The sequence below is a fragment of the Microcoleus vaginatus PCC 9802 genome, assembly GCA_022701275.1.
GTDB lineage: Bacteria > Cyanobacteriota > Cyanobacteriia > Cyanobacteriales > Microcoleaceae > Microcoleus > Microcoleus vaginatus_A.
The window spans coordinates 667,353-692,405 of record CP031740.1; the positions used below are offsets into that span (position 1 = coordinate 667,353).

Annotated in this window: 17 protein-coding genes; 7 read left to right on the forward strand and 10 right to left on the reverse strand. The window is 45.5% G+C overall.

The features are described from left to right. Positions 1 to 3: 3 nt before the first annotated feature. A complete protein-coding gene (locus D0A34_02795; GenBank protein ID UNU17931.1) occupies positions 4 to 1,842 on the reverse strand; it encodes an ATP-dependent metallopeptidase FtsH/Yme1/Tma family protein in 1,839 nt (612 codons plus the stop codon). A gap of 558 nt (positions 1,843 to 2,400) precedes the next feature. Here D0A34_02795 and D0A34_02800 point away from each other — a divergent pair. The 3 genes from D0A34_02800 (at position 2,401) to D0A34_02810 (ending at position 12,165) form a co-directional block, all read left to right on the forward strand. Then, complete coding sequence (locus D0A34_02800; protein ID UNU17932.1) at positions 2,401 to 10,629, forward strand: FkbM family methyltransferase; 8,229 nt, start codon at positions 2,401 to 2,403, stop codon at positions 10,627 to 10,629. A gap of 142 nt (positions 10,630 to 10,771) precedes the next feature. Continuing rightward, positions 10,772 to 11,041 carry a hypothetical protein gene (locus D0A34_02805; protein UNU17933.1) on the forward strand — a complete coding sequence of 90 codons (270 nt, stop codon included), beginning with the start codon at positions 10,772 to 10,774 and terminating at the stop codon, positions 11,039 to 11,041. Positions 11,042 to 11,091: 50 nt separating this feature from the next. Then, positions 11,092 to 12,165: a hypothetical protein gene (locus D0A34_02810; protein ID UNU17934.1), complete on the forward strand. Its 1,074-nt coding sequence runs from the start codon at positions 11,092 to 11,094 to the stop codon at positions 12,163 to 12,165. Positions 12,166 to 12,270: 105 nt separating this feature from the next. Here the strand turns inward: D0A34_02810 and D0A34_02815 are convergent, their stop codons facing one another. The 4 genes from D0A34_02815 to D0A34_02830 form a co-directional block, all read right to left on the reverse strand. Continuing rightward, entirely contained in the window at positions 12,271 to 12,600 is a 330-nt protein-coding gene (locus tag D0A34_02815) for a MazF family transcriptional regulator (GenBank protein UNU17935.1), read from the reverse strand. Further along, positions 12,584 to 12,781, reverse strand: a complete 198-nt coding sequence (locus D0A34_02820) for a hypothetical protein (protein ID UNU17936.1) — start codon at positions 12,779 to 12,781, stop codon at positions 12,584 to 12,586. Before D0A34_02820 ends, D0A34_02815 begins: the two co-directional genes overlap by 17 nt. A 118-nt stretch (positions 12,782 to 12,899) precedes the next feature. Continuing rightward, positions 12,900 to 13,751, reverse strand: a complete 852-nt coding sequence (locus D0A34_02825) for a DUF21 domain-containing protein (protein UNU17937.1) — start codon at positions 13,749 to 13,751, stop codon at positions 12,900 to 12,902. A 398-nt stretch (positions 13,752 to 14,149) separates the two neighbouring features. Beyond that, positions 14,150 to 15,235, reverse strand: a complete 1,086-nt coding sequence (locus D0A34_02830; GenBank protein UNU17938.1) for a hypothetical protein — start codon at positions 15,233 to 15,235, stop codon at positions 14,150 to 14,152. A 111-nt stretch (positions 15,236 to 15,346) separates the two neighbouring features. Between D0A34_02830 and D0A34_02835 the strand changes: the two genes are divergently transcribed. The 3 genes from D0A34_02835 to D0A34_02845 all read left to right on the forward strand — a co-directional run bounded on the left by D0A34_02835 (position 15,347) and on the right by D0A34_02845 (position 19,243). Beyond that, the gene (locus D0A34_02835) at positions 15,347 to 16,264 is read left to right on the forward strand and encodes a YihY/virulence factor BrkB family protein (GenBank protein UNU17939.1); all 918 of its coding nucleotides are present in this window, start codon (positions 15,347 to 15,349) and stop codon (positions 16,262 to 16,264) included. Between the two features lie 555 nt (positions 16,265 to 16,819). Then, complete coding sequence (locus D0A34_02840) at positions 16,820 to 18,085, forward strand: glycosyltransferase family 1 protein (GenBank protein UNU17940.1); 1,266 nt, start codon at positions 16,820 to 16,822, stop codon at positions 18,083 to 18,085. A gap of 141 nt (positions 18,086 to 18,226) precedes the next feature. Continuing rightward, positions 18,227 to 19,243, forward strand: coding sequence for a glycoside hydrolase family 24 (locus D0A34_02845; GenBank protein UNU17941.1), 1,017 nt, complete (start codon positions 18,227 to 18,229; stop codon positions 19,241 to 19,243). A 115-nt stretch (positions 19,244 to 19,358) separates the two neighbouring features. Here the strand turns inward: D0A34_02845 and D0A34_02850 are convergent, their stop codons facing one another. The 4 genes from D0A34_02850 to D0A34_02865 all read right to left on the reverse strand — a co-directional run bounded on the left by D0A34_02850 (position 19,359) and on the right by D0A34_02865 (position 23,071). Then, complete coding sequence (locus tag D0A34_02850) at positions 19,359 to 20,075, reverse strand: ATP-binding cassette domain-containing protein (GenBank protein UNU17942.1); 717 nt, start codon at positions 20,073 to 20,075, stop codon at positions 19,359 to 19,361. Then, complete coding sequence (locus D0A34_02855; protein UNU17943.1) at positions 20,072 to 20,272, reverse strand: hypothetical protein; 201 nt, start codon at positions 20,270 to 20,272, stop codon at positions 20,072 to 20,074. Before D0A34_02855 ends, D0A34_02850 begins: the two co-directional genes overlap by 4 nt. Before the next feature lie 122 nt (positions 20,273 to 20,394). After that, on the reverse strand, positions 20,395 to 21,579 hold the full coding sequence (locus tag D0A34_02860; GenBank protein ID UNU17944.1) for an ABC transporter permease: 1,185 nt from the start codon (positions 21,577 to 21,579) through the stop codon (positions 20,395 to 20,397). A gap of 64 nt (positions 21,580 to 21,643) precedes the next feature. Beyond that, positions 21,644 to 23,071 carry a biotin/lipoyl-binding protein gene (locus tag D0A34_02865; protein ID UNU17945.1) on the reverse strand — a complete coding sequence of 476 codons (1,428 nt, stop codon included), beginning with the start codon at positions 23,069 to 23,071 and terminating at the stop codon, positions 21,644 to 21,646. 113 nt (positions 23,072 to 23,184) lie between these two features. On the opposite strand from D0A34_02865, the gene D0A34_02870 reads away from it, so the two are divergent. Next, positions 23,185 to 23,796 (forward strand): TetR/AcrR family transcriptional regulator, encoded by a 612-nt coding sequence (locus D0A34_02870; GenBank protein UNU17946.1) that lies wholly within the window; start codon positions 23,185 to 23,187, stop codon positions 23,794 to 23,796. A gap of 86 nt (positions 23,797 to 23,882) precedes the next feature. On the opposite strand, the gene D0A34_02875 is transcribed toward D0A34_02870, so the two are convergent. Beyond that, positions 23,883 to 25,043 carry a flagellar assembly protein H gene (locus D0A34_02875; GenBank protein UNU17947.1) on the reverse strand — a complete coding sequence of 387 codons (1,161 nt, stop codon included), beginning with the start codon at positions 25,041 to 25,043 and terminating at the stop codon, positions 23,883 to 23,885. Positions 25,044 to 25,053 lie beyond the last annotated feature (10 nt).

The following is a 25,053-nucleotide window of genomic DNA, read 5'->3' on the forward strand; positions in this document are numbered from 1 at the left end:
TGATTAGGCGATAGTCGCCATTTTCACATCGCTATTAGCTAACAAATTTTGCAATTCATCCGCATCCACAGTTTCCTTTTCAACTAGCATATCTGCCAAAGCATTAAGGACATGGCGGTTGCCGACGAGTACATCTTTAGCGCGACGATAAGCTTGCTCTACCAACAAACGCACTTCATCGTCGATCGTCGCTGCGGTTTCTTCCGAGAAATCGCGTTCGGCCATGATATCGCGACCCATGAACATATTGCCTTGTTGGCGACCGAGAGCTACAGGGCCTAGCCGATCGCTCATTCCGAAGCGAGTCACCATTTGGCGCGCTACTCTTGCCACTTGCTGCAAGTCGTTCGACGCACCGGTTGTTACTTCTTCTTCGCCGAAGACAATCTCTTCAGCAATGCGGCCGCCCAAAGCTACGGCCATTTGATTTTGCAAGTAAGACCGAGAATACAAGCCAGAATCCATCCGATCTTCGCTTGGTGTGAACCAAGTCAAACCGCCAGCGCGGCCGCGGGGGATAATGCTAATTTTCTGCACGGGGTCATAATCGGGCATCAGCGCGCCGACTAAAGCGTGACCGGCTTCGTGGTAAGCTACCAAAGTTTTGCGCTTTTCGCTCATCACGCGGTCTTTCTTTTCCGGGCCTGCGAGCACGCGGTCGATCGCATCGTTGACTTCATCCATCGAGACTTCGGTCAAGTTGCGACGGGCGGCTAAAATTGCTGCTTCGTTGAGTAGGTTGGACAAATCCGCACCTGTGAAACCGGGTGTCCGGCGGGCGATTTTTTCCAAGTCCACGTCTTTCGACAAAGTTTTGCCGCGGGCGTGAACGTTGAGAATTTCTAGGCGGCCTCCGAAGTCGGGGCGATCGACCACAACTTGGCGGTCAAAACGACCCGGACGCAGCAGCGCCGCATCGAGCACATCGGGGCGGTTCGTGGCAGCAATCAAAATGATGCCAGTATTACCCTCAAAGCCGTCCATTTCGGTCAGCAACTGGTTCAGGGTTTGTTCGCGTTCGTCGTTACCACCGCCCAAACCAGCGCCCCGCTGGCGGCCTACGGCGTCAATTTCATCGATAAATACGATACAAGGAGCGTTCGATTTAGCTTGTTCAAACAAGTCGCGGACGCGGGAAGCACCGACACCCACGAACATTTCCACAAATTCTGAACCGGAAATCGAGAAGAAGGGAACGCCTGCTTCTCCAGCCACTGCTTTTGCCAGCAGGGTTTTGCCAGTTCCGGGAGGGCCGACCAGCAGCACGCCTTTGGGGATTTTTGCTCCCACTGCGGTGAAGCGGTCTGCATTTTTCAGGAAGTCCACGACTTCTGCGAGCTCTAGCTTGGCTTGTTCGATGCCGGCCACGTCGCCGAAAGTCACCTGAGTTTGTGGCTCCATTTGGACTCTAGCTTTGGATTTGCCGAAGTTCATGGCTTGGTTGCCGGGCCCGTTTTGCGCGCGCCGCACCAGGAAAAACAGTCCGACCAAAAGCAGAATCGGGAAGAACAGGCTGCTGAGGGCTTTTACCCAGAAGCCTTCGTCGCTTTGGGGCAGAACAGAAATATCTACGTTATTTTTGGTCAGGATGTTGATCAGTTCGGGGTCGTTGGGCAGGTTAACGAGTACCTTGTTGCCGTCCTGGGCTGTGACCAAGGCTTTGCTGCGATCGGAACTGATATTTATTTTGTCTACTCTCTTGCCTTCGACTTCCTGAATGAATTGACTGTACTTCCAAACTTCGCGGCTTGGGGGCTGTTTGTCAAAAAAAGCCGTTGCTAAGGCAATGACTACAATAGCCAGCAGTGCGTACAGGCCAGCGTTTCTCCAGCGTTTATTCACCGAGGTCGATCCTCCTAATTTTTAGTCCCTGTGATTTGGGAATTTTTATTTATGTTCATCAATCTTAACGTAATTGTAACTTGTTTTTGTGTGGTGAGGAATCCCGGCCATGCTGTGGCGGTCTGAGGTCGCGGGAACGGAACTGCCCTGGGCGGCGTCAGGAGATTCGGGTGTTGTCCTAATTTTTGGGTATCCTCTTACACTATAAGGCATAATTTGTCAAGATTATCAAAACTGGTGGCGATCGCGTTAATCCCTTTTTCGGTTAAATAGCCATGCAGAAACCGGGTTTGTTGACGGAAATACTGCACTTGAGTCTTTAATTAAAGTGAAAAACCCGGTTTCTTTGGTAGTTACGCCTAAGTTCTCTTAAACTGTTAAGTAAGGTAAAGTAGGACTGAGCCAGAAACCAAGTGTGTTTACCAAAAATCGTCATTTACCCCAATAGTCGGATCTCAAAAATCGGCTTTCTTTCGTAACTAAATTTAACTTCAGGGTTTTTTTTAGAAAACGCATTCCCAGATTAATAACACAATGAATTAAGGAGAAAATTGGATCATGACTTCAGAAATTAATAAAATCATTCCCGCAGAAATTAAGTACGATCAATTTTCTCAGGCTATTAAACAAATAGCCCAAGAAGAAGATATCCAAACCATTTTAGAAATAGGGTCATCTTCTGGCGAGGGAAGTACAGAAGCATTTGTCACAGGAATTAGAGAAAATCCCCATCATCCTCAACTTTTTTGCATGGAAATCTCCCAGGCAAGATTTACCGAATTACAAAAGAGATATGCTAACGATGGTTTTGTAAAATGTTATAATGTTTCCTCAGTAGGAATGAATAAATTTGCTCAAGAAAAAGAAGTTATTGATTTTTATAATTCTTACCAAACAGCACTGAATCAATACCCCATAGAACGAGTATTAGATTGGCTCAAACAAGACCTAAAATATCTTCAAGATTCTGGAGTATCTCAGGTAGGAATTAAGCAAATAAAATCAGAAAATAAAATCCTTTTTTTTGATGTGGTCTTAATAGATGGTTCTGAATTTACCGGGGAAGCGGAATTAGATGAAGTCTATGGGGCTAAATTTATATTGCTAGATGATATTAATACCTTTAAAAACCATAAAAATTACCATAAACTTCTCAAAGATCCTAATTATAAACTCTTATTGCATAATCTTCATCTGCGAAATGGTTATGCCATTTTCCAGAAAGAAAAATTTGCGTTTAATGAAGAACAAATCGAACAACGGCTTGTACAAAGATTAGTTCGTCAAGGGATGACTGTTTTCGATATTGGAGCCAATATTGGTAACTATTCTCTTTTGTTTAGTAATTTAGTCGGAGCTGAAGGAAAAGTATATTCATTTGAGCCGACTTCAACTACTTTTAATAGGCTCAAACAACGAACAGAAAATAATCAGAATATTTTCCTGTTTCAGAATGCAGTATTTTCCGAGAACAAACTGATTGAATTTAATGAATTTCCTGATGAGTTTTCGGTTTGGAACAGCATCGGCAGACCGCAGATGGAAAATCCAGAAAATCCCCAGGAATATGTACCTATTGTAAAAAGCGAAACCGTTAGCGCGATTACAGTTGATTCATTTTGTCAAAAACATAATATTGAGAAAATAGATTACTTAAAAATCGATGTAGAAGGAGCTGAAAGTGATGTTCTTAATGGTTGCCTGAATCTTTTAGCAAGAAAAGCAATTGAGTTTATTCAATTTGAAATATCTCAAAAAATGTTAGAGGGAATGCAGCACACCGCCAAAGAAACTTTTGATTTACTCATGGCCAATGGTTATGAGTGTCATTGTATAGAAAAAACGGGTGCGATTGGTCGAGCAGTTGTCAACTCTAATGCTTTCTATGAAAATTATATTGCATTTCCATCACTTCCCCTTCATTTCTTTACCATCGTTCTCAATGGTGAACCGTTCATCCGTTATCATATTGATGTCTTGAAAAAATTACCCTTTCGATGGCACTGGCATATTGTCGAGGGGGTGGCAGATTTAAAACATGATACGGCTTGGAGTGTAACTCTGGGCGGTAACATTTCTGATGATGTTCATCGCGACGGGCGCAGCCTGGATGGGACTACCGAATATTTAGAGGAACTGGCTCGTCTTTATCCCCAAAATATTAGCATTTATCGTAAGCCAGAAGGCGAATTTTGGGAAGGGAAACGAGAAATGATAAATGCTCCTATTGCCCGGATTTCTGAAGAGTGTTTATTGTGGCAAATTGATGTAGATGAACTCTGGACTTTTGAGCAGATTTGCCAAACTCGACAGATGTTTATTGAACATCCTGAAAAAACCGCGGCTTTTTATTGGTGTTGGTATTTTGTTGGGGAAAATTTAGTTATTAGCACTCGTAATTGTTATGCAAATAATCCTCAATATGAATGGCTACGCACTTGGCGTTTTAAACCAGGTATGGTATGGGCAACCCATGAACCGCCCAGATTAGCGGAACCCTTACCTAACGGTAAATGGCGTGATGTCGCGTTTGTTAATCCTTTTCGACATCAAGAAACCGAAAAAGAGGGGTTAGTTTTCCAACATTTTGCCTACGTTACCCCGAATCAATTGCGCTTTAAAGAGCAATATTATGGTTATAAAAATGCGACTTCTCAATGGTTGACTCTGCAACAACAGACTCACTTTCCTGTCTTATTGCGTCAATACTTTGATTGGGTTAAGGATGAGAGTCAAGTCAATAGCGCGATCGCTTGTGGAGTAGAACCCCTTGCACAACGAGATATTAGTACAAAAAATTGGCACTTTAAAACTGTGTCTGCTTTACCTTCACTTGGTGTTAACCCTAGTCAAAAATCTCCGACTGTTGTCATTGATGGTGTATTTTTTCAACATAATAATACAGGCATTGCTCGCGTTTGGAAATCCCTCTGGCAAGAATGGGCAAATACGAAGTTGGCTCAAAATATTATCATTTTAGATCGAAACGGAACAGCCCCCAAAATTTCTGGTATCCGTTATAGAACTATTCCCGTTTATGATTACGGTAATACCGAGCGCGATCGCGCGATGCTCCAACAAATCTGCGATGAAGAAAAAGCAGATTTATTTATTTCTACTTATTATACAACGCCTTTGTCAACGCCATCGGTATTCATGGCCTATGACATGATTCCAGAGTTGATGGGACAAAATATTGGTCATCCCGAGTGGAGAGAAAAGCATTGCGGTATCCGCCACGCCTCTGCTTACATCACCATTTCGGAAAATACAGCCCGCGATTTAATTAAGGTTTTTCCGCAGATTTCTTCAAATTCTATCGCTGTAGCGCACTGTGGCATTGATGCCAATTTTTCGCCAGCCGATAGAGAAGAAGTTTCAGGCTTTAAGTCAAAATACAGCATTACCAAGCCCTATTTTCTTTTGGTAGGCGAAAGGGTAGGCTGGCATGGTTACAAGAACGGGATATTATTCTTCAAAGCCTTTTCTCAACTTGCCAACAAGTTTGACTTTGATATAGTCTGTGCAGGTGGCAAACCTGTATTAGAACCAGAGTTGAAATTGTACTGTTCTGGGAATACTGTCCACACGCTGCAACTAAGCGACACGGAACTGAGAGCTGCTTATTCTGGTGCTTCAGTGTTAGTTTATCCGTCGAAATATGAAGGCTTTGGGTTGCCAGTCCTTGAGGCAATGGCTTGCGGTTGTCCAGTCATCACCTGTCCAAACGGTTCGATTCCAGAAGTAGCAGGACAAGCAGCGGTTTATGTAAATGGGGATGATGTTATTGGGCTTGTCAATGCTTTGCGGGAAATACAGAAGCCCGCTGTCCGCAACTCATTAATTGCGGCGGGGTTAGAGCAAGCTAAGAAGTTTTCCTGGTCGAAAATGGCTGCAATTGTTAGCTCAGTTTTGGTTCAAGTAGCTGAGCGCGCACATTCGGAGAATGCTTCCGTTCAACAGCCAACTGATGCAGGCTTGCAGGGGGAATTCGGGAATGCTGAGAACTCCCAGCCTGTCCCCTCCGCTTTTAAAGTATCTGCGATCGTTTCTACTTACAATTCCGAAAAATTTATCCGCGGGTGCTTGCAGGACTTGGTAGAGCAAACGCTGTACAAACAAGACCAACTCGAAATCATAGTAATTGACAGCGGTTCCCAAGAAAATGAACAGTCTGTTGTGCGGGAATTTCAAGCGAAATATCCGAATATTGTGTACGATCGCACTTCGGACCGCGAGACATTATATGCAGCCTGGAATCGAGGCATTAAGATGTCGCGCGGAGCTTACATGACTAATGCTAATACCGATGACAGACACCGCCCCGATGCCCTAGAAATCATGGCGCAATACTTGGATGAAAATGCCCCAGTAAGTCTGGTTTATGCTGACCAATTAATCACCAGCACAGCTAACGATACTTTTGCAAAAACCCCAGCAGAAAAGTGCTGGAATTGGCCAGCCTTTGACTACAGCGAACTCGAACGGCGCTGCATTATTGGTCCCCAGCCGATGTGGAGAAAATCGCTGCACGAAAAATACGGCTATTTCCGAACCGAATTTACGGCGGCTGGCGATTACGAATTTTGGCTGCGGATTGGCAAAAGCGAAAATATTGTGCACTTGCCAGAACTTCTCGGCTTGTACTGCGAAAATCAACAAGGTTTGGAACATTCATCGCCAATATCGCAGCAAGAAACTCGGCAAATATGGGAGCAATATGGGATCACCCGCCGAGGTGTAAAACCAGCCACTACATTACCTGTTTCAATCTCTCCATCACAGCTAAATGCCATGCCCTACCGCACCTCCGCAGAAACACTCGTCAGCGTAATCATTCCCTGCTACAATCACGCAACTTTACTGAGAGAAACTGTTGAAAGTGTTATCCGTCAAACTTATCCAAACTGGGAGTGCATAATTGTCAATGATGGCAGCACTGATGATACCAGCAACTTCGCCAATTATTTAATTAAACTGTATCCTCAAAAATCGCTTCGCCTCATAGATAAATCCAACACGGGACCCGCTGATTCGAGAAATGTTGGCGTTCAGCAGTCGTCAGGAAAGTTTATTTTATTCCTAGATGCTGATGATAAACTTCATCCCAAATTTATCGAGGAGTGCGTGGAAATTTTATTAGCAAAACCAAAGGTTGGTTTTGTCTATACAGATGTGCAGCACTTCGGAGCAAATTGCGATTTAGTTGTTCACGGTGACTTTGATGCCAATCGGTTTTTGAGAGACAATCAAGCCCCTGCTACTTCCCTATTTAGAAGGGAGATTTACGAGCAAGTAGGTGGCTTAAAAAAAGTGATGAAGCTGGGATGCGAAGATTGGGAATTTTGGGTTTCTGCCTATGAAAAAGGCTGGTTAGGCGATCGATTACCTAAGCCTTACCTCTATTACAGGCAGCACGGCGACGGATCTAGCAGAACCCAAAAAATGGCTAGCGATCGCCCACAATTAGACTTAATGAGAGCCACAATTATTTACCTCCACTCTCAACTTTATAAACCCGAAGAAGTGCGTTGGTCACAGCAGATTTTGCAGCAACACGGGAATTTAATAGCTAATGAATTAGTGGAATTTAACAAACCCGAACAATTTTTAACTTTGCTGTCCCAATATGTGGGAGAGTATCAAAAAGACCAAGCTAATGAAGTAAACCTCGCTAACCTCCGCCAATCCCGGCAGCAACTTGCCAATTATTGGCTGAATCTGCCTGCTGAACAACTGGCAAATGCCTATGGCGGTGATGCTGGTAAGGCGCATCAGCTACTGCTAAACAGTAACATCAAAGATGAAGCGCTGACAGATGCCGAAAAGATTGTTATCGATCGACTAGCATCGCATCTCTCCCAGGGAGTTAAAAATCCCAAAGATATTAACTACCTACTAGCAGCCGCCCTATATCGTCGTGCAGATCAGTTACTGCTGAACTATGAAAATGCAGTTATACCTAATTGGTTTGTCAACCAGTATCTCAAATTCATGTTTGCGGCGCCTAGTCTCTTTCAAGAAATAGGAGAGGCTGACAATTATTGCCGATATGCCCAGGGATGGGTCAGTTATTTGCATAGCAATATCTTCAAGAACCAAAACTCACAAGTGTGGCAGGAAATCGCCTCGTTCTTCACCCAAAGCGCTAACTTTATTCCTCTGTACTTTAATAGTGAAAATCTCAAGGATATATACACAAAGCGGGCAGATATTATTGAATATACCTTGAAAAATCGTGGCGCTGCGATTGATTGCATTTTTCCGGCTAGACCTGCGAACAGGCCGAAAATTCGCCTTGGTGTCCTGACTAAACATTTCGGGGCTATGACGGAAACTTTCGCTACCTTGCCAGCTTTTGAATATCTGAATCGAGAGCAATTTGAAATTATTTTATACGCTCTCAATCTCGACGGCAATAAACTAGAACAGTATTGTCAGAGTCGCGCTGACAGACTGGTTAAACTGTCTAATGAATTGCCAACTCAAGTTCAGACAATCCGCGCTGATGACTTAGATATTCTGCTGATTGCTACCAATATTACTGCGGTTACTCATCCGATTAGTTTACTGGCGCTGCATCGATTGGCGCGGGTACAAACTACCTGTTTTAATTCTCCCATTACCACAGGAATGCGACACATTGACTATTACATTGCTGGTAAGTTGATGGAACCTGCACCTGAAGGACAGGAGCATTATCGCGAGCAATTAGCAACTATTGACGGGCCTGGCTGCTGTTTTAGCTATACCCTCGAACCTTACACTCCTAACATTAATTTCACCAGAAATAGTATCGGGATTTCCGAGGAATCGGTTGTCTTTATTTCGAGTGCTAATTTGTATAAGCTAGTGCCGGAGTTAAGGGAAACATGGGCAAAAATTATGGCTGCTGTTCCTAATTCGGTGCTGTTTTTAATGCCCTTCGGTCCTAGCTGGACTAATCATTATCCTGGAGGGGCTTTTGTGAATAATATGAAAGCCGTTTTTGCTAAGTATGGCATTGAGAGTAATCGTTTGCGGGTGTTGAAGAGTTTTCCTAACCGTGCGGATGTTAAAGAAGTTCTGAAGTTGGGGGATGTTTATTTGGATTCCTATCCCTATGCGGGGACTACTTCTCTTGTAGATCCGTTAGAGGTGGGACTTCCAACGGTGGTTAGGGATGGCGATACTTTGCGATCGAGAATGGGGGCGGCCGTGGTACGATCGCTCTCTATGCCAGATTTAATTGCCAATAGTGAAGCATCTTACATTCAGCTAGCAGTTACTCTCGGCACTAATCCTGAACTTCGGCAACGCTATCGCCAGGAAATTCAGCAAAAAATGCAAGCTAATCCGGCTTGTTTTGACAGTGTTGCATACTCGGGGGCGATCGGCAAATTATTCCAAGAACTCTTTGGTAAATGGCAAACCAGCCACCTGGAAGCATCCCGCAGCTTACAGGATACCATTCCCAAGCAGGCAGATGTCGGCGATCTTCTCTCGAATGCCGTCAACCTTTACCAAAGAAACTCTTCAAACATCTCAGCAATATCCGAACTCCGTCAAATCCGCAAACAAATCGCTGATTTTTGGCTGAACGTTCCCGCCGAAAACCTCGAAACCGCCTACAAAAGCGCTTCAGGTAACAGCTATCAAATCCTGCTCAAGAGCGGTTTCCAACGTCAACCGATGATCGAAAGCGAACAAATATTTTTGCAGCAATTAACCCAGATTAGCAAAGGATTAGTGCATCCCAAAGCTGTCAACGCCTTGCTTGCCGCGATGCTGTATTTCCCGCCGGGAACCATGCGAATTCCCGACGCTCGCAACCGTTTGCCGCACTGGTTAATTGGGGATTACGAACAAGTTTTTGAGACTGAAGCCGCCGTCAAGTCTGATTCAACTTCTGACTTGCTAGCTCAATACATTCAATCGCCACAATTTGCGAATCAACTGTTAGGATGCGTCAATCTTTACCGCATCGATCCGTCTGACGAATCGGTAGTTTTGGAACTCCGCCAAATCAGAAAACAAATGGCTGATTTTTGGCTGACTGTTCCTTCAGAGAAACTCGAAAGTTTTTACCGAGGAGAAGTTCGCAAGGGATATCAAGCAATACTTAGCTGCGGCTTGCAAGCAGAATCGATGACTGAAGCCGAACAGCAGTTTTTGCAGAAATTGACTGAAATTAGCCAAGGGTTGGTCCAGCCTCAAGCTATCAATGCTCTCCTGGGGGCAATGCTGTATTTTGTTCCGGGAAAAATGCGGGTTCCCGATGCTCGCACCCGGTTGCCGGAGTGGTTGCTTGAAGATTACGAAAAGGTGTTTGAAAGCGCATTTGTGACAACAGAACCAACACTTGTCAAACAAGATTATCTGCCGCAGTTTCTCAATCAATTAACTGCTGCCGTCAATCTCTATGAAATAGACCCTACGGCTGAATTGGTAATAGCAGATTTGCGGCATATTCGCAAGCAAATTGCCGATTTGTGGCTGAGCGTTTCCGGAGAACAACTGGAACTTTTGTACCGGAGCGATTTTGGCAAGGGTTACAAAGCAATGCTGGGCAGCGGGTTTATTAACGAGCCACTGCATGAGAGCGATCGCGAGTTTTTTAACTCGTTGGTTGCTGAGTTGAGTAAAGGGTTTGGAACGCCTAAAGCTGTTAATAATTTGTTGGCCGCCATGCTGTATTGTCGCCTAGGACAGTTGCGGGTTCAGGATGCGAATACTTGTTTGCCTCCGTGGTTGTTGGCGGATTACGAGCAGTTGGTTGGGGGTGCGATCGAGCTTGCGGTGAAGTAAACGGATCTGGCGTAGGGCGGGCAGCGGCTCGCCCGACAAGATATCGAAATGGGATTCAAGGGCGATCGAGCTTGCTGTTGCTTGAAAAAGTGCGATCCCGCCGCTGTTTGTATCGGGTTTACTGGTAAAATATCTCTAATTAATGATTAACGGTGGCAAGGGTGTAGCGACTACAGTGCGAACCAGCACTTATCGATCGAGTAATGATGTCCGTATTTATGGCGATCGCCTGCTCAAGGCAACGCTGGTAATTCTACTCCTCTGGGGTATCGTCAGTTGGCTCCACTGGCCACCCCAAATGCAATGGTTGATGGCGGGATTAACGGCACTCCTCAGCGCTCAAACAGTAAGGATGCTAATCGTAAAACAGACTTTTTCAAGTATTGTATATTTTTTTTTTAGAGAGAGCTGATTTTTATACTTGTTATAATAAAATATTTTGTAAATTCATTCCCTAGAATTATGCGGATTACTGAACTAACTAGACGAAATATTATTGAAGCTCTCTTAGGAAAGAACATCTATGGTAGGCTTGAACTTTTTGATTTTTTAAACCTGACTTGGAACTTGTCAGAAATGCCCTCTACAGATAGTCGATTTGAAAATGCTGCTGGTGATATCTGGCAACACATGGTAAATAACAATGATTGGGAGGAAGACTATTTATTCTTCAGGTGTCTTGATATTCTTCAATTACCAGATCAGCGTTTTTTACATTTCCTAGAGCAGGTAATACACCCTATTGTTCGACATTCTGAGACTCAAGCGGAGTACGCTGAGATCATCAATTCATACTTAGTCCATGATGGATATCGACTAAATGCAACAGAGCAGATGTCTGGTTGTCCAGTTTATAAAGCTACTATGCTACAAGGAGGTGTACCTAGTCGAGTTAAGAATTTGATATTTGCTTCAAACGGGCATAAGCCAGAGATTGTCTTGGTTGATGCTGTGAATAATGATATTCAGATTACTCGAAATGAAAAAAACTGCTTAGTTTATGAAGAATCAGTACCATCATCAGGTTTATCCTGGTCTAATTTAGTCCAATGGTGGGCAGCGCTCACTAACACAGATCCTATTAGTAGTGAAACGAAGAAAGCTTTATATGAGCGATTATGTGACTCACTTGAGTCTGAGCCTGAACGTTTATTGTTTAATAGCTATTTTCAAAGAATCTATCCATTGATGCAGGACCCACCAGCTTTAATCCCTCAAATTTATTTGCACTATGACCCCTACACAGTTAGTGAGCGCAATGGGCAGAAAGTGCTACCCCGACAGCGTATGGATTTTCTCTTACTATTACCTAGCTCACAGCGCGTGGTTATTGAAGTTGATGGTAAGCAGCATTATGCCAATAAGGACACAGCAAGTCCTCGCCTCTATGCTGAGATGGTTGCAGCCGATCGTGAATTAAAGTTGAGCGGATATGAAGTGTATCGTTTTGGTGGTTTCGAGCTACAAGGAGATTCCGGGAAGCAAGTTGTAGAAGATTTTTTTCGCAAACTTTTTGTGCGACATGGATTACTTTAGGACTTACGCAAGTAACACAATAGAGGTTGAGATTATCAAATAATAAGCGATCGCCCTCCTTATGCGAAACCCGACAAACATGAAATATTATACTGTATAGCTGCACTACAACCCTAACCAACCTCGAAGAGATTGCTCAAGTTGCTCCGCATCACAATCCGCTAATTTGCCAATTGTCGTTAGAACCAAGCTTTCATGCACTGTATACAAACCTCGCTTGACTGCTGTAGCCACATTTAACCCTGCTGTTGACCATTCAGCAAGTACGAACTCACCCTCCAGTAACGATGCAGTTTTGCTTGTCAATGGCACAATCATAATGTCTTGAGATACGTGCGGCGCACTCACAACAATTGCTGGTCTTACCTTAGAACTAGACAAGTCTGAAAAGGGATATCTAACCAAAATTATGTCATTTTTAGAGTAGCTGGGCATAGACATCATCCTCAGTATTATCCCAAACTGTATCTAGTGATGTTTGACTGGCTTGAAGCCAAAACTCAGCTTCTTCATCAGGTAAAACTGTTACTAATACTTTTGCCCCTTCGGGTAATTCTGATAACTCCAGCAGTTCAATTTTCCCTTGTCGAACAGTAGCCCAAAGTGTTTTTAGCATATCCACCTCATAAACTGTGCTTTATGCAATTTGCAGATTTCTGGTAGGTTGTCGCACTGAGCGACTAATTACAACCTCACACACATAGATCGAGGAAGTATTTAAGCCTGATTTAGGCTCAATTTAACACAAGTTCTGGATGTTGTGGCTCAAATAAGGGGCGAGTTACCTGACGTAGTAGCACTGTTTCTAAACTGCCTTCTACTATATTTGCAGCTTCTATTTCTAACTCGCCCCACAATAGCCGATCGCCTTGATTGGGCATTTTACCTAAATTGTGGATCACGAATCCGGCGATTGTTTGGTAAGCTTGGTCAGTCGGCAGGTGTAACCCGAGTTTTTCGTTAACTGCTGTCACTTCCCATAGGCCAGAAATCAGTGCCGAATGAGCATCTTTTTGAAGGAGAGTGGCCTCGGAAGGTGGCAGCAGCGGTTGAGACTCTTTACTGGTAATCCAACCAGTCAGCAGCCGCACGGTACCGTTGAGAATTGCTAGCAGCGGCCAGAGTAATTTTGAGCAGAGTTCGAGGGCTGGCATCAGCAGCAAAGCGGTGCGTTCTGGGGCGTGGGTTGCTAATACTTTGGGAATGAGTTCTCCTAAGACTATTTCTACGTAAGTTACTAAGATAAAAGCTGCGGGAACTGCGATCGAATGAGCAGTCAGCACAGCCGACAAATGACCTATAGGCAATTTGTCGAGCCACGGTTCGATCCAGTGTACAGTCGCTCCCTCACCCAACCAACCCAACAGCAAACTCCCTGCTGTGGTGCCAGTTTGAGTCACAGACAGGTAATGCGGTATGTTGTTTTGAGCTTGGTGGACGAGTTCGGCGGTTTTAGCGGTTGGGTGATCGTCCACGTGAGCAAGTTGGCGGATTTGATGGCGATCGGCTGATACTAATGCTAGTTCTGACGCCACAAAAAAGGCGATTAAAAGTGTTAAGCCCAGCAACATTGCTAATCTCAGCATTGTTTGAGCGACTTCTATTTCTAGGCAAGTAAGGTTGTTCAAGATAGATATCTAATATGATAGATGTTTTAGGTTAATTCTTTTATTTTAGCTTGGGATTCAGATAGGATTATTCCGCGAGATTTCGGATATCCCCACTACCCTTATTCGTAGGCGCACCTTACCCGTAGAACTGGTAAACTCTTTCTCTTCTCTTCCTTCGCGCCCTTGGCGTCTTCGCGGTTCGTTTTAACTGAGATATTGTACCATTCTCAATTACTTGTTTAGGAACAGGCAAGATGCCTGTTCCACAAAAGATGAATTTTATTGTGGAACAGGCATCTTGCCTGTTCTTGACAATGATGCAAGATGTGAGTTAAAAAAAAATCTAATTCACAACACCGGAACTCATTGCTGTATCAACTCTCCCTTACTCCCCGGAGCGAGTTAATTTCCGTAAAAGTCTGCACCGGATCGGACTTCAACCCGCCTTGAATGTAATTCAACTTCACTTCTTCTAACAAATCCGACACCAGCGACTGCAATTCCCCGAGAGTTTTCTCATCTTGCAATTCCCGCCGCAAACTTTGATTAAATTCTTGGCTGAAATTATCTAGAATTTTTCGACCTTTATCGTCTTCATAAGTAGTAGATACCACATCCACAGCAGTTTGAGCCAAATAATTTGCTAGCTGTTCGGTCATCTCGGTCGGCAAAATGTTAATCGGAGAGAAATTTTGCACAATTTGATAGAAATCCGACTGTTTGATTGTTGTTTCCAAATTGTGGTGCAGCAATTCTTCCAAATCCGGTTGCACCTGTGGCAAAACTTTGTAAATTGTCAGATCCAAAATCCGCTTGGTAATTTGTTCGATCGTATTGTCCTGATTGACGTGAAGGTAAGGCTGCTGCGCCAGCAACATCTGCGCCGCGTCGCCCTGTTTGATCGAACTTTTAGCTTGATTGATAAACCGCACCATCATGTATTCCGACATCGTATTGGCTAAATAAGCCACCGGTTCGTAGGTAACTTGAGCAACTGCGCGATCGAGATTCACCAAACCCGACTTGTGCAGTCGCACCAATACCGGCAGAATCCGCCACCCCTGCCAAATCGGTATCACCAGAAACACCTCATACCAGCGCCTCAGCACAAAATCAAACCAAGTTACCCCCGGTTTGCGGCGGGTATGGAACAGACTTTTAATCAAAAATTCCGCCCCAAAAAAACCAATAAAAAACGTATCTATTCGCCAAAACTGGTCAGCGCTTGTCAAATATTCTGGATTAGCTAAACTCGAATCAATGCCTTTAATGGGGTCATAAATTTTAACTAAACCCGGAAAATAGCTCTGATAAACAGGGCGCAACTGAAGGTAACTGAAATGGAAAAGCACCAGCAAGAAATTGACCACCGCTACTAATGCGCTCATTTTCGCCCAAGAAATTGTTTTTTTGGACGATTTTACATCGGTGTTGTTAACAGTTGTGTGGGAATCTGACATAAAAGTAATCTTCCGAATTTGCTAATCGATAAATCTATCTTGTGGCCGAGGCTAAAAAACTATTAACCTATTAGAATCCCTTGGACGATAAGTATAAGGAAACCAAAGACCGTGAACTTAAAAACAGTCATATCGCTGCTCAAACAAACTTTTACTGAATGGCAAGAAGATAAAGCCCCAACCTTAGCCGCCGCCCTAGCCTATTACACAGTCTTCTCCCTGGCCCCGCTGCTAATTATCGTAATTGCGATCGTCGGTTTAGTCTTTGGTGCAGAGGCAGCCCAAGGTCAAATCGTCGCCCAACTCCAAAGTTTAATTGGCAAAGATGGCGCCCAAACTGTCCAAGAACTCATCCTCAAAGCCTCCGAACCCAAGTCGGGAATGATTGCTACTTTAGTCGGCGTCGCTACACTTTTGTGGGGCGCTTCCAACGTGTTTACTAATCTCAAAGAAGCCCTTAATACTATTTGGAATGTTTCACCGCCCCCCGGACGAGGCATCTGGGGATTCCTCCAAGATCGCGTATTGTCTTTTGCCATGATTTTAGGCATAGGCTTTCTACTGCTAGTATCTTTAGTAATTAGTGCCATTTTAGCCGCCGTTAGCTATTGGTTGAACAACTGGCTGCAATTACCAGTTGGCATTTGGCAGATTGTAGACTTTGGTATCTCCTTTGGCGTAGTTACGCTGCTTTTTGCCTTAATTTACAAACTTTTGCCCGATGTCCATCTTGCCTGGAATGATGTTTGGATCGGCGCCGCCATCACCTCAGTGCTGTTTACGATCGGCAAATCCCTAATTGGAGTTTACCTCGGAGGTAGCGGTATCGCCTCTACCTACGGTGCTGCGGGCTCGTTCGTGATTATCCTGCTTTGGATTAATTATTCCGCTCAAATTCTGTTCTTAGGTGCCGAGTTTACCCAAGTTTGGGCTAACAGATACGGCTCCAGAATGCAAGGTTCGCGAAACAATATCCCCAACAGCGAAAACGGAGAATCCTCCGCACGCAAACCTCGGAAGAACTCTTAACATTACACAAACGGGAAATTTGAGGTTAAACCAGAATTCCTAGTTTGAGATAAGAAGTAAGAAGCAGAACGCAGAAGGAAGAGGGAAAAACGCAGAAAGCGGAAGGGGGAAAGAAAGAAAAATTTTCAATGCAATAATTTTGCTTTTTTTTCTCTGACCCTGTAACATTCTGTCTTCGGGGCGACCTACTTCTGCTTTCTCCAAATCCCTACCTATTTATCCAGAGAAGTAAAAATTATACCTTCGACTGACCTCGCATCTCGAACACCAAGCTGAAAGCAGGTTCGAGTTTTACACCGACCAGAATCCGGGAAATTCCCTTCACCCTCATTCATTTCTATTTAGATTATCTAGAGTTTGAGCTGCTGCACGTCTCTGCCAGCAGAAGGAAGTCGTTTGTCAATTTTTCTCTGCAACTTATCCCTTCAGGATGATTTCCCGATCCCGCATTTTCACTTTAATACAAATTAGCTAGAAGATTCCCGTCCCGGCGCAGCAGCCACAATTGCACTTTCAATCTTCTCCTGAAATATTTTTAATTTTTGGTAAGAAATCATGATTTCATTAACTAAAAAACGCATCGCTCTCATATCGGTACACGGTGATCCCGCTGTGGAAATTGGCAAAGAAGAAGCGGGCGGGCAAAATGTTTACGTGCGTCAAGTAGGGGAAGCTCTGGCTAAACAGGGGTGGCAAGTTGATATGTTCACCCGCTCATCCGATCGCCAACAAGCAAGAATTGTACAGCACAGTCCGAATTGCCGGACCATTCGGCTAGTAGCAGGGCCACAAGAATTTATTCCCCGCGACGAACTTTATGGATATTTACCAATTTTTGTTCAAGAATTTCAGAAGTTTCAGTTAGAGTCAGGCTTTCAATATTCGTTAGTTCACACAAATTACTGGCTGTCTTCTTGGGTGGGAATGGAGTTGAAAAAATCACAACCTCTGCTGCAAGTTCATACTTACCATTCTTTGGCAGCAATTAAATACAAGTCGGTTTCGACAATTCCGATGATTGCCAAAACCAGGCTGCAAGTCGAAAAAACACTTTTGGAAACAGCCGATCGCGTAGTGGCTACCAGTCCCCAAGAAAAAGAACACATGAGGTCTCTGGTTTCCTCAAAAGGCAATATTGACATCATTCCCTGCGGTACCGACACTGAACGGTTCGGCTCGATCGCCCGAGCGACCGCCCGCCGCCACTTGGGAATAGCCCCCGAAACCAAAGTCGTGTTGTACGTCGGCCGTTTCGACCGCCGCAAGGGCATCGAAACCTTAGTCCGCGCCGTCAGTCGGTCGGCGGTGCCCAAAGGCGATTTAAAACTCATAATTGGCGGCGGTTGGCGTGCCGGGGAAAGCGATGGCAAAGAGCGCGATCGTATCGGCCGCATCGTTGAAGAACTCGGGTTGAGCGACATTACCAGTTTTCCCGGCGCCTTGAGCAGAGACATTCTCCCCGGCTACTACGCCGCCGCCGATGTCTGCGTCGTTCCCAGCCACTACGAACCCTTCGGTTTAGTCGCCATTGAAGCCATGGCCTGCGGCACGCCCGTAATCGCCTCCGCCGTGGGAGGGCTCAAATATACTGTAGTTCCCCAACAAACAGGTTTGCTCGCGCCGCCGAAAAATGAAGCAGTCTTTGCCGATGCGATCGATCGCTTGTTACTTGACTCAGTATGGTGCCAGCAACTCGGACACACAGGCCGCCAGCGCGTCGAAACCCATTTCAGTTGGGACGGTATCGCCTCCCAACTGGGTCAACTTTACACTCAACTGCTCCAACAATCGGCCCTTGAGCTTGACCCGGTGAGCGCTTAGTAGTATCACTTAGTATAGTTGAAGCCAGTTTCCCTTGATCCCTGTTTCACTCATCCGTTATAGCTGGGAACCTTCAACTAGAAGTGATATCAGGAGGTACTCTTGTACGCATCAAAACATCTGGGACGCCACCTGCTCCCTATGTCAGACATGGAGCTAATTCGCCTGTGGGTAAAGCGCCAATCCCCCCGCAACCGGCACTTTAGCTGGCAGGCGGCTAACCATTTTCGAGTGTTTGTTGCCAAACCGCTGGCACAAGTTACTCTGACAGATGTCGAGACTTTCGCCGCAGCGATGAGAGCTCGGAAACTTCCACCACGTTTTTACAAGCAAACCTTGGTAGCGCTGAAATCGCTGTTCGCCTTCGGCCAGCAAACGAAAATTTTGCCCGCAACACTCCCCCTTCATCGGTGGCCGGTTCTGCGCCGGAATCGCTCCAAACGCCTTCGTTTTCAACTCTCTTGGGGTTTCTTAATCTGTTTGTGCTTTTTCTTAGGTCGAATGACGCCGAGACTGCTGTGGGGACAATCGCTCTCGGCAGGAAGCTCGCCCGCCCCGAAACGCCTGCAGGAAGTTGCCGCCCTCGATTCCCTAGACAAAGGAGAGAATAACATCGAGCGCGATCGATCACCCAAAACTGCAACCCTGAATTCACCAGAGCCCAAACAGAATAGCAGACTCGATAGCATCGGCCGCGAACGTCGAGTCAAAGCCTTTCTCGACACCATAGCCGCCGCCGAAGGAACCGCTAGCCCCGACGGCTACCGCACCCAGTACACCGGCACGAAATTTGTCAGTTTTCAAGATCATCCCAGACAAATGAGGTGCGGTCGTCGTTACCGCAAAAAACTCTGTTCCGATGCAGCGGGGCGATATCAGTTTCTCAGCACCACGTGGGACAGATTTGCCAAAAAATTTGGCGTCCGCGATTTCAGCCCAGAAAATCAAGATTTGATGGCTATAGAGTTAATCCGAGAAAAAGGTGCCTTAGAAGATATAGAAGCGGGTCGATTAGAGTCAGCAGTGAGAAAACTCGCTTACATCTGGCCATCTTTTCGCCGTTATGGTGGTTCTGTGGAATCGTCGATGCCCACACTCGAAGCCATGTATCAGAAAAATTTGGGGATTGACCGCCCAGGATTGGTTGTTAGTAATTAGTGAACAGTCCCAGGACGAGTTTAGATTGGGGTTTGGCAATTTTGGATTCAATTTTAACATCCAAATTGAAAATGAGGGAGTTATGGGTGATGTCTATTCTTCGGAAATTTAAAAATTAGGCTAATTTTCCATCTTCCATGTGAAGGATGCGATCGGCAATATCCAAAATTCGGTTATCGTGGGTTACTAACAAAATAGTACAACCCTGTTCTTTGGCTAGTTGCTGCATCAAATTCACGACTTCGCGACCGGATTTGCTGTCCAGGGCGGCTGTGGGTTCATCAGCCAAAACAATTTGCGGTTGACTGACCAAAGCCCGGGCGATCGCAACTCTTTGTTTCTGTCCTCCCGACAAATCCTCTGGATAATAGTTAATTCGCTGTTCCAGTCCTACTAACTCTAGCATTTTTGCAGAGCGATCGCGCATTTGAGAACGCGACAAATTCCCGTGAACTTCCAAACCCATCTGCACGTTTTGCAGCGCCGTCAAACTGCGGTGCAAGTTGTGCGCCTGAAAAATATAGCCTATTTTGCGCCGCGCCTTTACCAATTGGTCTGCACTAGCTTTGCACATTTCTTGACCGAGAATTTTGAGACTTCCTGATTGACCGGATCTCAGCCCGCCAATCAAAGTTAAAAGCGTGGTTTTTCCAGAACCAGAAGGTCCCGTCATCAGCACGATTTCACCTGCCTCAACGTCGAGATTAATGTCAAAAAGTACCTGTTTTCGCAGTTGACCTTGACCGAAGTAGTGGTCGAGTTGGTGCGCGGAAACTACAGGTGCAGGAATCTGTAATGGGTTGGTAGTTGGGTAGAGAGTAGTAGAGTTCATAACTTTTTGGTTTGAGGTTTTAGATTAAAGAATAAATAGCTTTTGTCGCAGACAATGCAGAGAAAAAACAAGAGAATGATTACCAAAAATAGGTCTGTAATCAGGACTTTATAGCAATCCTCAATCATTTGTAAATTTCTTACTCCCTCCCCTTGATAAGGGGAGGGCTGGGGTGGGGTAAAAAATTTACGACTCATTTATGATTGCTATATACAAAATCTGGCTTTAATACCCCCTTTATTCTTTAGTCTGGGGAAGCGGACTTCGTTTGTGTACAAAGGTTTCAACCGCCGAGTCTTATAAACTGATTCATTTTCCCTTAAAACATATCTGCGGGATCGGCTGCTTGCAGTTTCCGAGTGGCAATTGCTCCAGAAATAGTGCACATAATCACGTTCAAAAGTAATACTATAAATGCTCTAAGCAGCGTCATATAAAGGGGTAAATTTGTAGCTGTGCGAGTTAAAGAGTAGAGTCCGAGAGAGACTCCTACTCCGGGCAAAAAGCCGAGGACAGAAAGAATTAGAGCTTCTTCAAAGACGATGCCGAGTAAATAAACATTGCGGTAGCCCATCGCTTTGAAAGTAGCGTATTCTCCCATGTGGTCGCTGACATCGGTTGAGAGAACTTGATAAACAATAATGACACCAACTACAAAACCCATCGCGACGCCTAAATTAAACACAAAGCCGATCGCAGTATTCTTAGCCCAATAGTTTTTCTCAAAATCGATAAATTCTTGTTTGGTTAGTACCTTGACATCTGGCGGTAAATATGATTTCAAAACTTGTTGAACTTCCACGGGGTCAGCACCCGGTTGCAGTTGAATTAATCCGGCATTGACACTCGCGGCGTTTTGTCTGGGAAACAGGCGCAGGTAATTTTGATCGCTAGTCATCAAAATACCGTCGGCGGCAAAAGATGCTCCAACTGTGAATAAACCGCTGACGTTAATCGTGCGTCGCTCGACCTCAGCTTTAACGGCTTTTCCTCGATCGATTTGCGCGATCGTTCCTTGGTAATCTCCCCTAGAAGCTCGATCGAACAGCACGGTATCCGGCAATTTAATCGCGCTCAAATTTTGGTTAACTTCTGGAAGCGCAAACGCAGGCTGATTCGGATTGAAACCGACCACCATCAGCGACGTTTCGCGCCGAGTTTCGGGATTTTTCCAGTTAGCAATTTTCACGTAAAGCGGCTCGGCTGATTTCACGCCCGGTACGTTCATTGCTTGATACAATCTGCGCCTGGGGAAGGAAGACAAATTAATCAAATTTCGCGCTTGGGGGTGAATCAAAACTAAGTCTGTTTGCAAGGCTTGATGCAGCCGCGTATTGCTGGTGTAAAGCGCATTTTGAAAGCCTAACTGCATGAACATCAAAACGTCAGCAAAGGCAATTCCTGCTACTGCAACCAGCATTCGCCCTTTGTCGTGACTCAGTTGCAGCCATCCGAGGGGAGTTCTGCGTCTTAATTGTTGTAAGGGTTGGATGAGTCCAATCATAGGATTTTAGATTTTAGATGTTGGATTTTGGATTGAAGAAAGCGACCCTGCGGTTTAAGTCTTCTTAATCTTTAATTTCCCCGATCGCCACTTTGACTTGCAAATTGGTTAATCCCGCTACTTTCTGGCTGGAAGGTGCATCCAAACGCACTTTTACTTCCACAATTCGACCATCAATATTCGCAGAAGGATCGGTGTTAACAATGTTTTGCCGCTGCACTTGCAAACCAATATGTTCGACAGTTCCGCGCAATTCGCCGGTCAAAGCATCGCTAGTAATTTTGGCGGTTTGTCCGAGGCGTACTTTGTCCACATCGCTTTCGTAGATTTCCGCAACAGCTAGCATCTCGCGAGTTTGTCCCAGTTCGACAATGCCGTCGTTTCCTACCCTTTCCCCCGGATGCGTGTGAATTTTCAGGACTTGGGCGTCTCTGGGAGCACGGATGTAAGCTAGATCCAGATTGGCTTTGGCGCCTTTGGCTGCTGAAGTGGCGGAACTGACTTCGGCGGCGGCTGCTGCTATGTCAACGGGACGCACTTCGGCGATGCGATCGAGATTTGCCACGGCTTCATTAATCTGCTGTTGTCGAGATTCCTGAATTTGGCTGAGTTTGGCTTGCGCTTCGTTAATTTGTTGTTGGCGGGATTGCTGAATTTGGTTGAGTTTGGCTTGGGCTTCGTTAATCTGCTGTTGGCGGGATTGCTGAATTTGATTCAGTTTTGCCTTTCCTTCGTTGAGTTGCTGTTGAGTTGTTTCGGCGGCGAGGCTTTTGCTGTCGCTGGTGGAAGCAGAGATTGCTCCTTGTTGATACAGTTGCGAGTACCGCTGATCCTCGCTTCTGGCGTTGCGGAGTTCGGCTTGTAGGCGGGCAATTGCGGCTTTTTGGGTTTGAATTTCCCCTTGCTGTTCGGCCCTGATGCGAGCAATTGTGGCTTCTTGCGCTGCGATTTCGGTGCTGCGATCGACTTCTAGGCGCGCAACGATCGCCTGTTGCGCTGCGATCTCGTTGCTGCGATCGGCGGATAAACGGCTAATAGTCGCTTTTTGGGCTTGGATTTCGCCGTTTTTGGCTCCAGCTTTGACTTTCGCTAGGTTTGCCTCGGCGACGCGCACTTGTTCTTGAGCTTGTTCGAGGGCGGCTTGCAGGCGATCGCGACTGTCCAAAATTGCGATCGCCTGACCTGTTTTCACCCTGTCTCCCTCTTTAACTAAGAGTCGATCGATCCGGTTCCCTTCCGCCGCACCGGAGGCGGAGACTTTAATTACTTCTCCTCTGGGTTCGAGTCGCCCCAAGGCTGTAACTCGGGTTAATTGGGATGCTGCGACGGCGGCTGCTGCTGCTACTGCGTTGGGATCGGGTATGCGCGATCGCCAGATGGTGTACCCTGTGGTTCCCCCTGCCGCCAGGGTTGCTACTGCTGCCACAGCTAGGAGTTGTTTAACTAGGGATGGATTTGAGGATAAGCCGTCGGCTGTTGCTCGGTGTACCATGACACACCTCATCATTTAGGTTGATAAAACTAAACGGTTTAGTTCTAAATTAAATACTAAACCGTTCAGTATAATGATGTCAAGACCCGAAGCAAGAATTACAAAGACAAGCGATGGCCAGGACAAAACCCAGCGAACCAGACAGCGCCGCAGCAAGTGACAAAACCGAGCAAATCCTGCAAGGTGCGATGCAAGAATTTTTAACCCACGGCTACGCGGGGACGAGTATGGACAAGGTAGCGAAGACGGGAGGAGTTTCCAAAGCCACGGTTTACAGCTATTTTGCAGATAAAGAAGGATTATTCGTTGCCTTGGTACAGCGGCTGGCGCAAAAAAAAGTCCATTTTACAGTTCTGGATGAAGAACCGGCCGTAGCGCTGCGATTCGTTGCCACAACTCTATTAGAGCAGGTGACGCAGGAACCTGAATTCCTCAATTTTGTGAGGTTAGTGATTGCGGAGTCAGGGCGTTTTCCCCAGCTAGCGCAGACTTTTGTGAAAAACTTAGCTAAACCGGGTATTGAGCGGCTTACTCAATATTTCGCATCGCATCCAGAGTTAAAATTGCCAGATCCGGAGGCAACGGCGCGGATTTTTATTGGATCGCTGGTATATTTCCAATTAACGCAGCATATGATGCACGGCAAAGATATTATCCCAATGGAGCGCGATCGACTGATCGACGGTCTGCTGCACTTGATTTTATCCGCGCAGTCCAATTCCTAAGTGCGATCGACAGAATTTAGGAATTTTATTTGAGAACGATCGCAGCCATAAAGAGTGAGATCCCTTTATGGCTGCGATCGCAGGTTTTAGTCAGGTGTTTTTCCTAACCTGTCCCTTAATTCCTCAGCCGATAACTGTGGCAATTGTTCTACAAACAATGTCAATTCTGCCACAGGCAAGACCAATAAATTAGTAACGGCTGTAGGCAGAAGATCGCCCAATTCAGGCGATCGCATTTGCAACGCACTTTCAGCTAACAACTTCACTGCTTGTTCCCGCCCAGCTTCATCGACTGTCAGCATCGATATTGCCAGCAACAGCACTGTAAATTCCGCCGCCGCCAACTTGGATATTGGAGAGAGAAAAACCGTCATTTTGGGGCTTACTTCTCCAAATCTGACTTGCAGAAAGTTTTCTAAGATTAAGCGCTGTTGTTCTTGTCTGCCTCGTTCTAGTCCTTGTTCTAGTCCTCGTTCTAATCCTTGTTCTAGTCCTTGTTCTAGTCCTTGTTCTAGTCCTTCTTCTCTAGCTTGTTGCTGTGCGGCTTGTATTTGTTCTTGAAAAAGTGGTGCAATGGCCATAATTAACTCCCGCTCTTCTGGCTCTAATTCTTGTGGCGCATCGGTTACTAAAGTTGACTGTAACCGATACAGCAATTCTAGCGCGATAATTCGCAACGGATCGTCTGTTGCTAAAGCGCTTAATTGGGAAATAGCCCTTTGCTGCACTCCCCCTTTGCCCAAAATCCTCAACCACAGAGTTTCTGGAGTTTCTGGCAACTGGTGAATCGCCACAATTGCAGTTCGCAAAGATTCACCCAAAAAATAAATTCCCTGCATCCAATTCTCTGTGTCTGGTATCGCATTAAAGCTATCTACCAATGCTTTCGATGCTGTGGGCATCAAAATCCACAGTTTGGGTAACTGAGCGTCATCATAGCGAGTATTTTCTCTTCTAAATTTTCGCTCCAATTCACCTCGCACGTCCAATAACTTGCCCAGACAGCTACAAATTTCGCTGACGTTGGCCGGATTGCGAAACGGTTCAAAAATTGCAGTTGTGCTTGCCATTTTTCCCAACAATCCCAGGGTTTCTGAGTATTCGGGAATTGCGGTGCTGGGAGTGAAATAAACATCGATTTCTCGGACTTCGGAAGTGACATCGCGGCCGATATTCACCGTTCCGATCGGGGACAGCAATTCTTCCAGAAATTCTTTGGCAAAGCGATCGTGAATAAATCGCGTCATATAAATTATT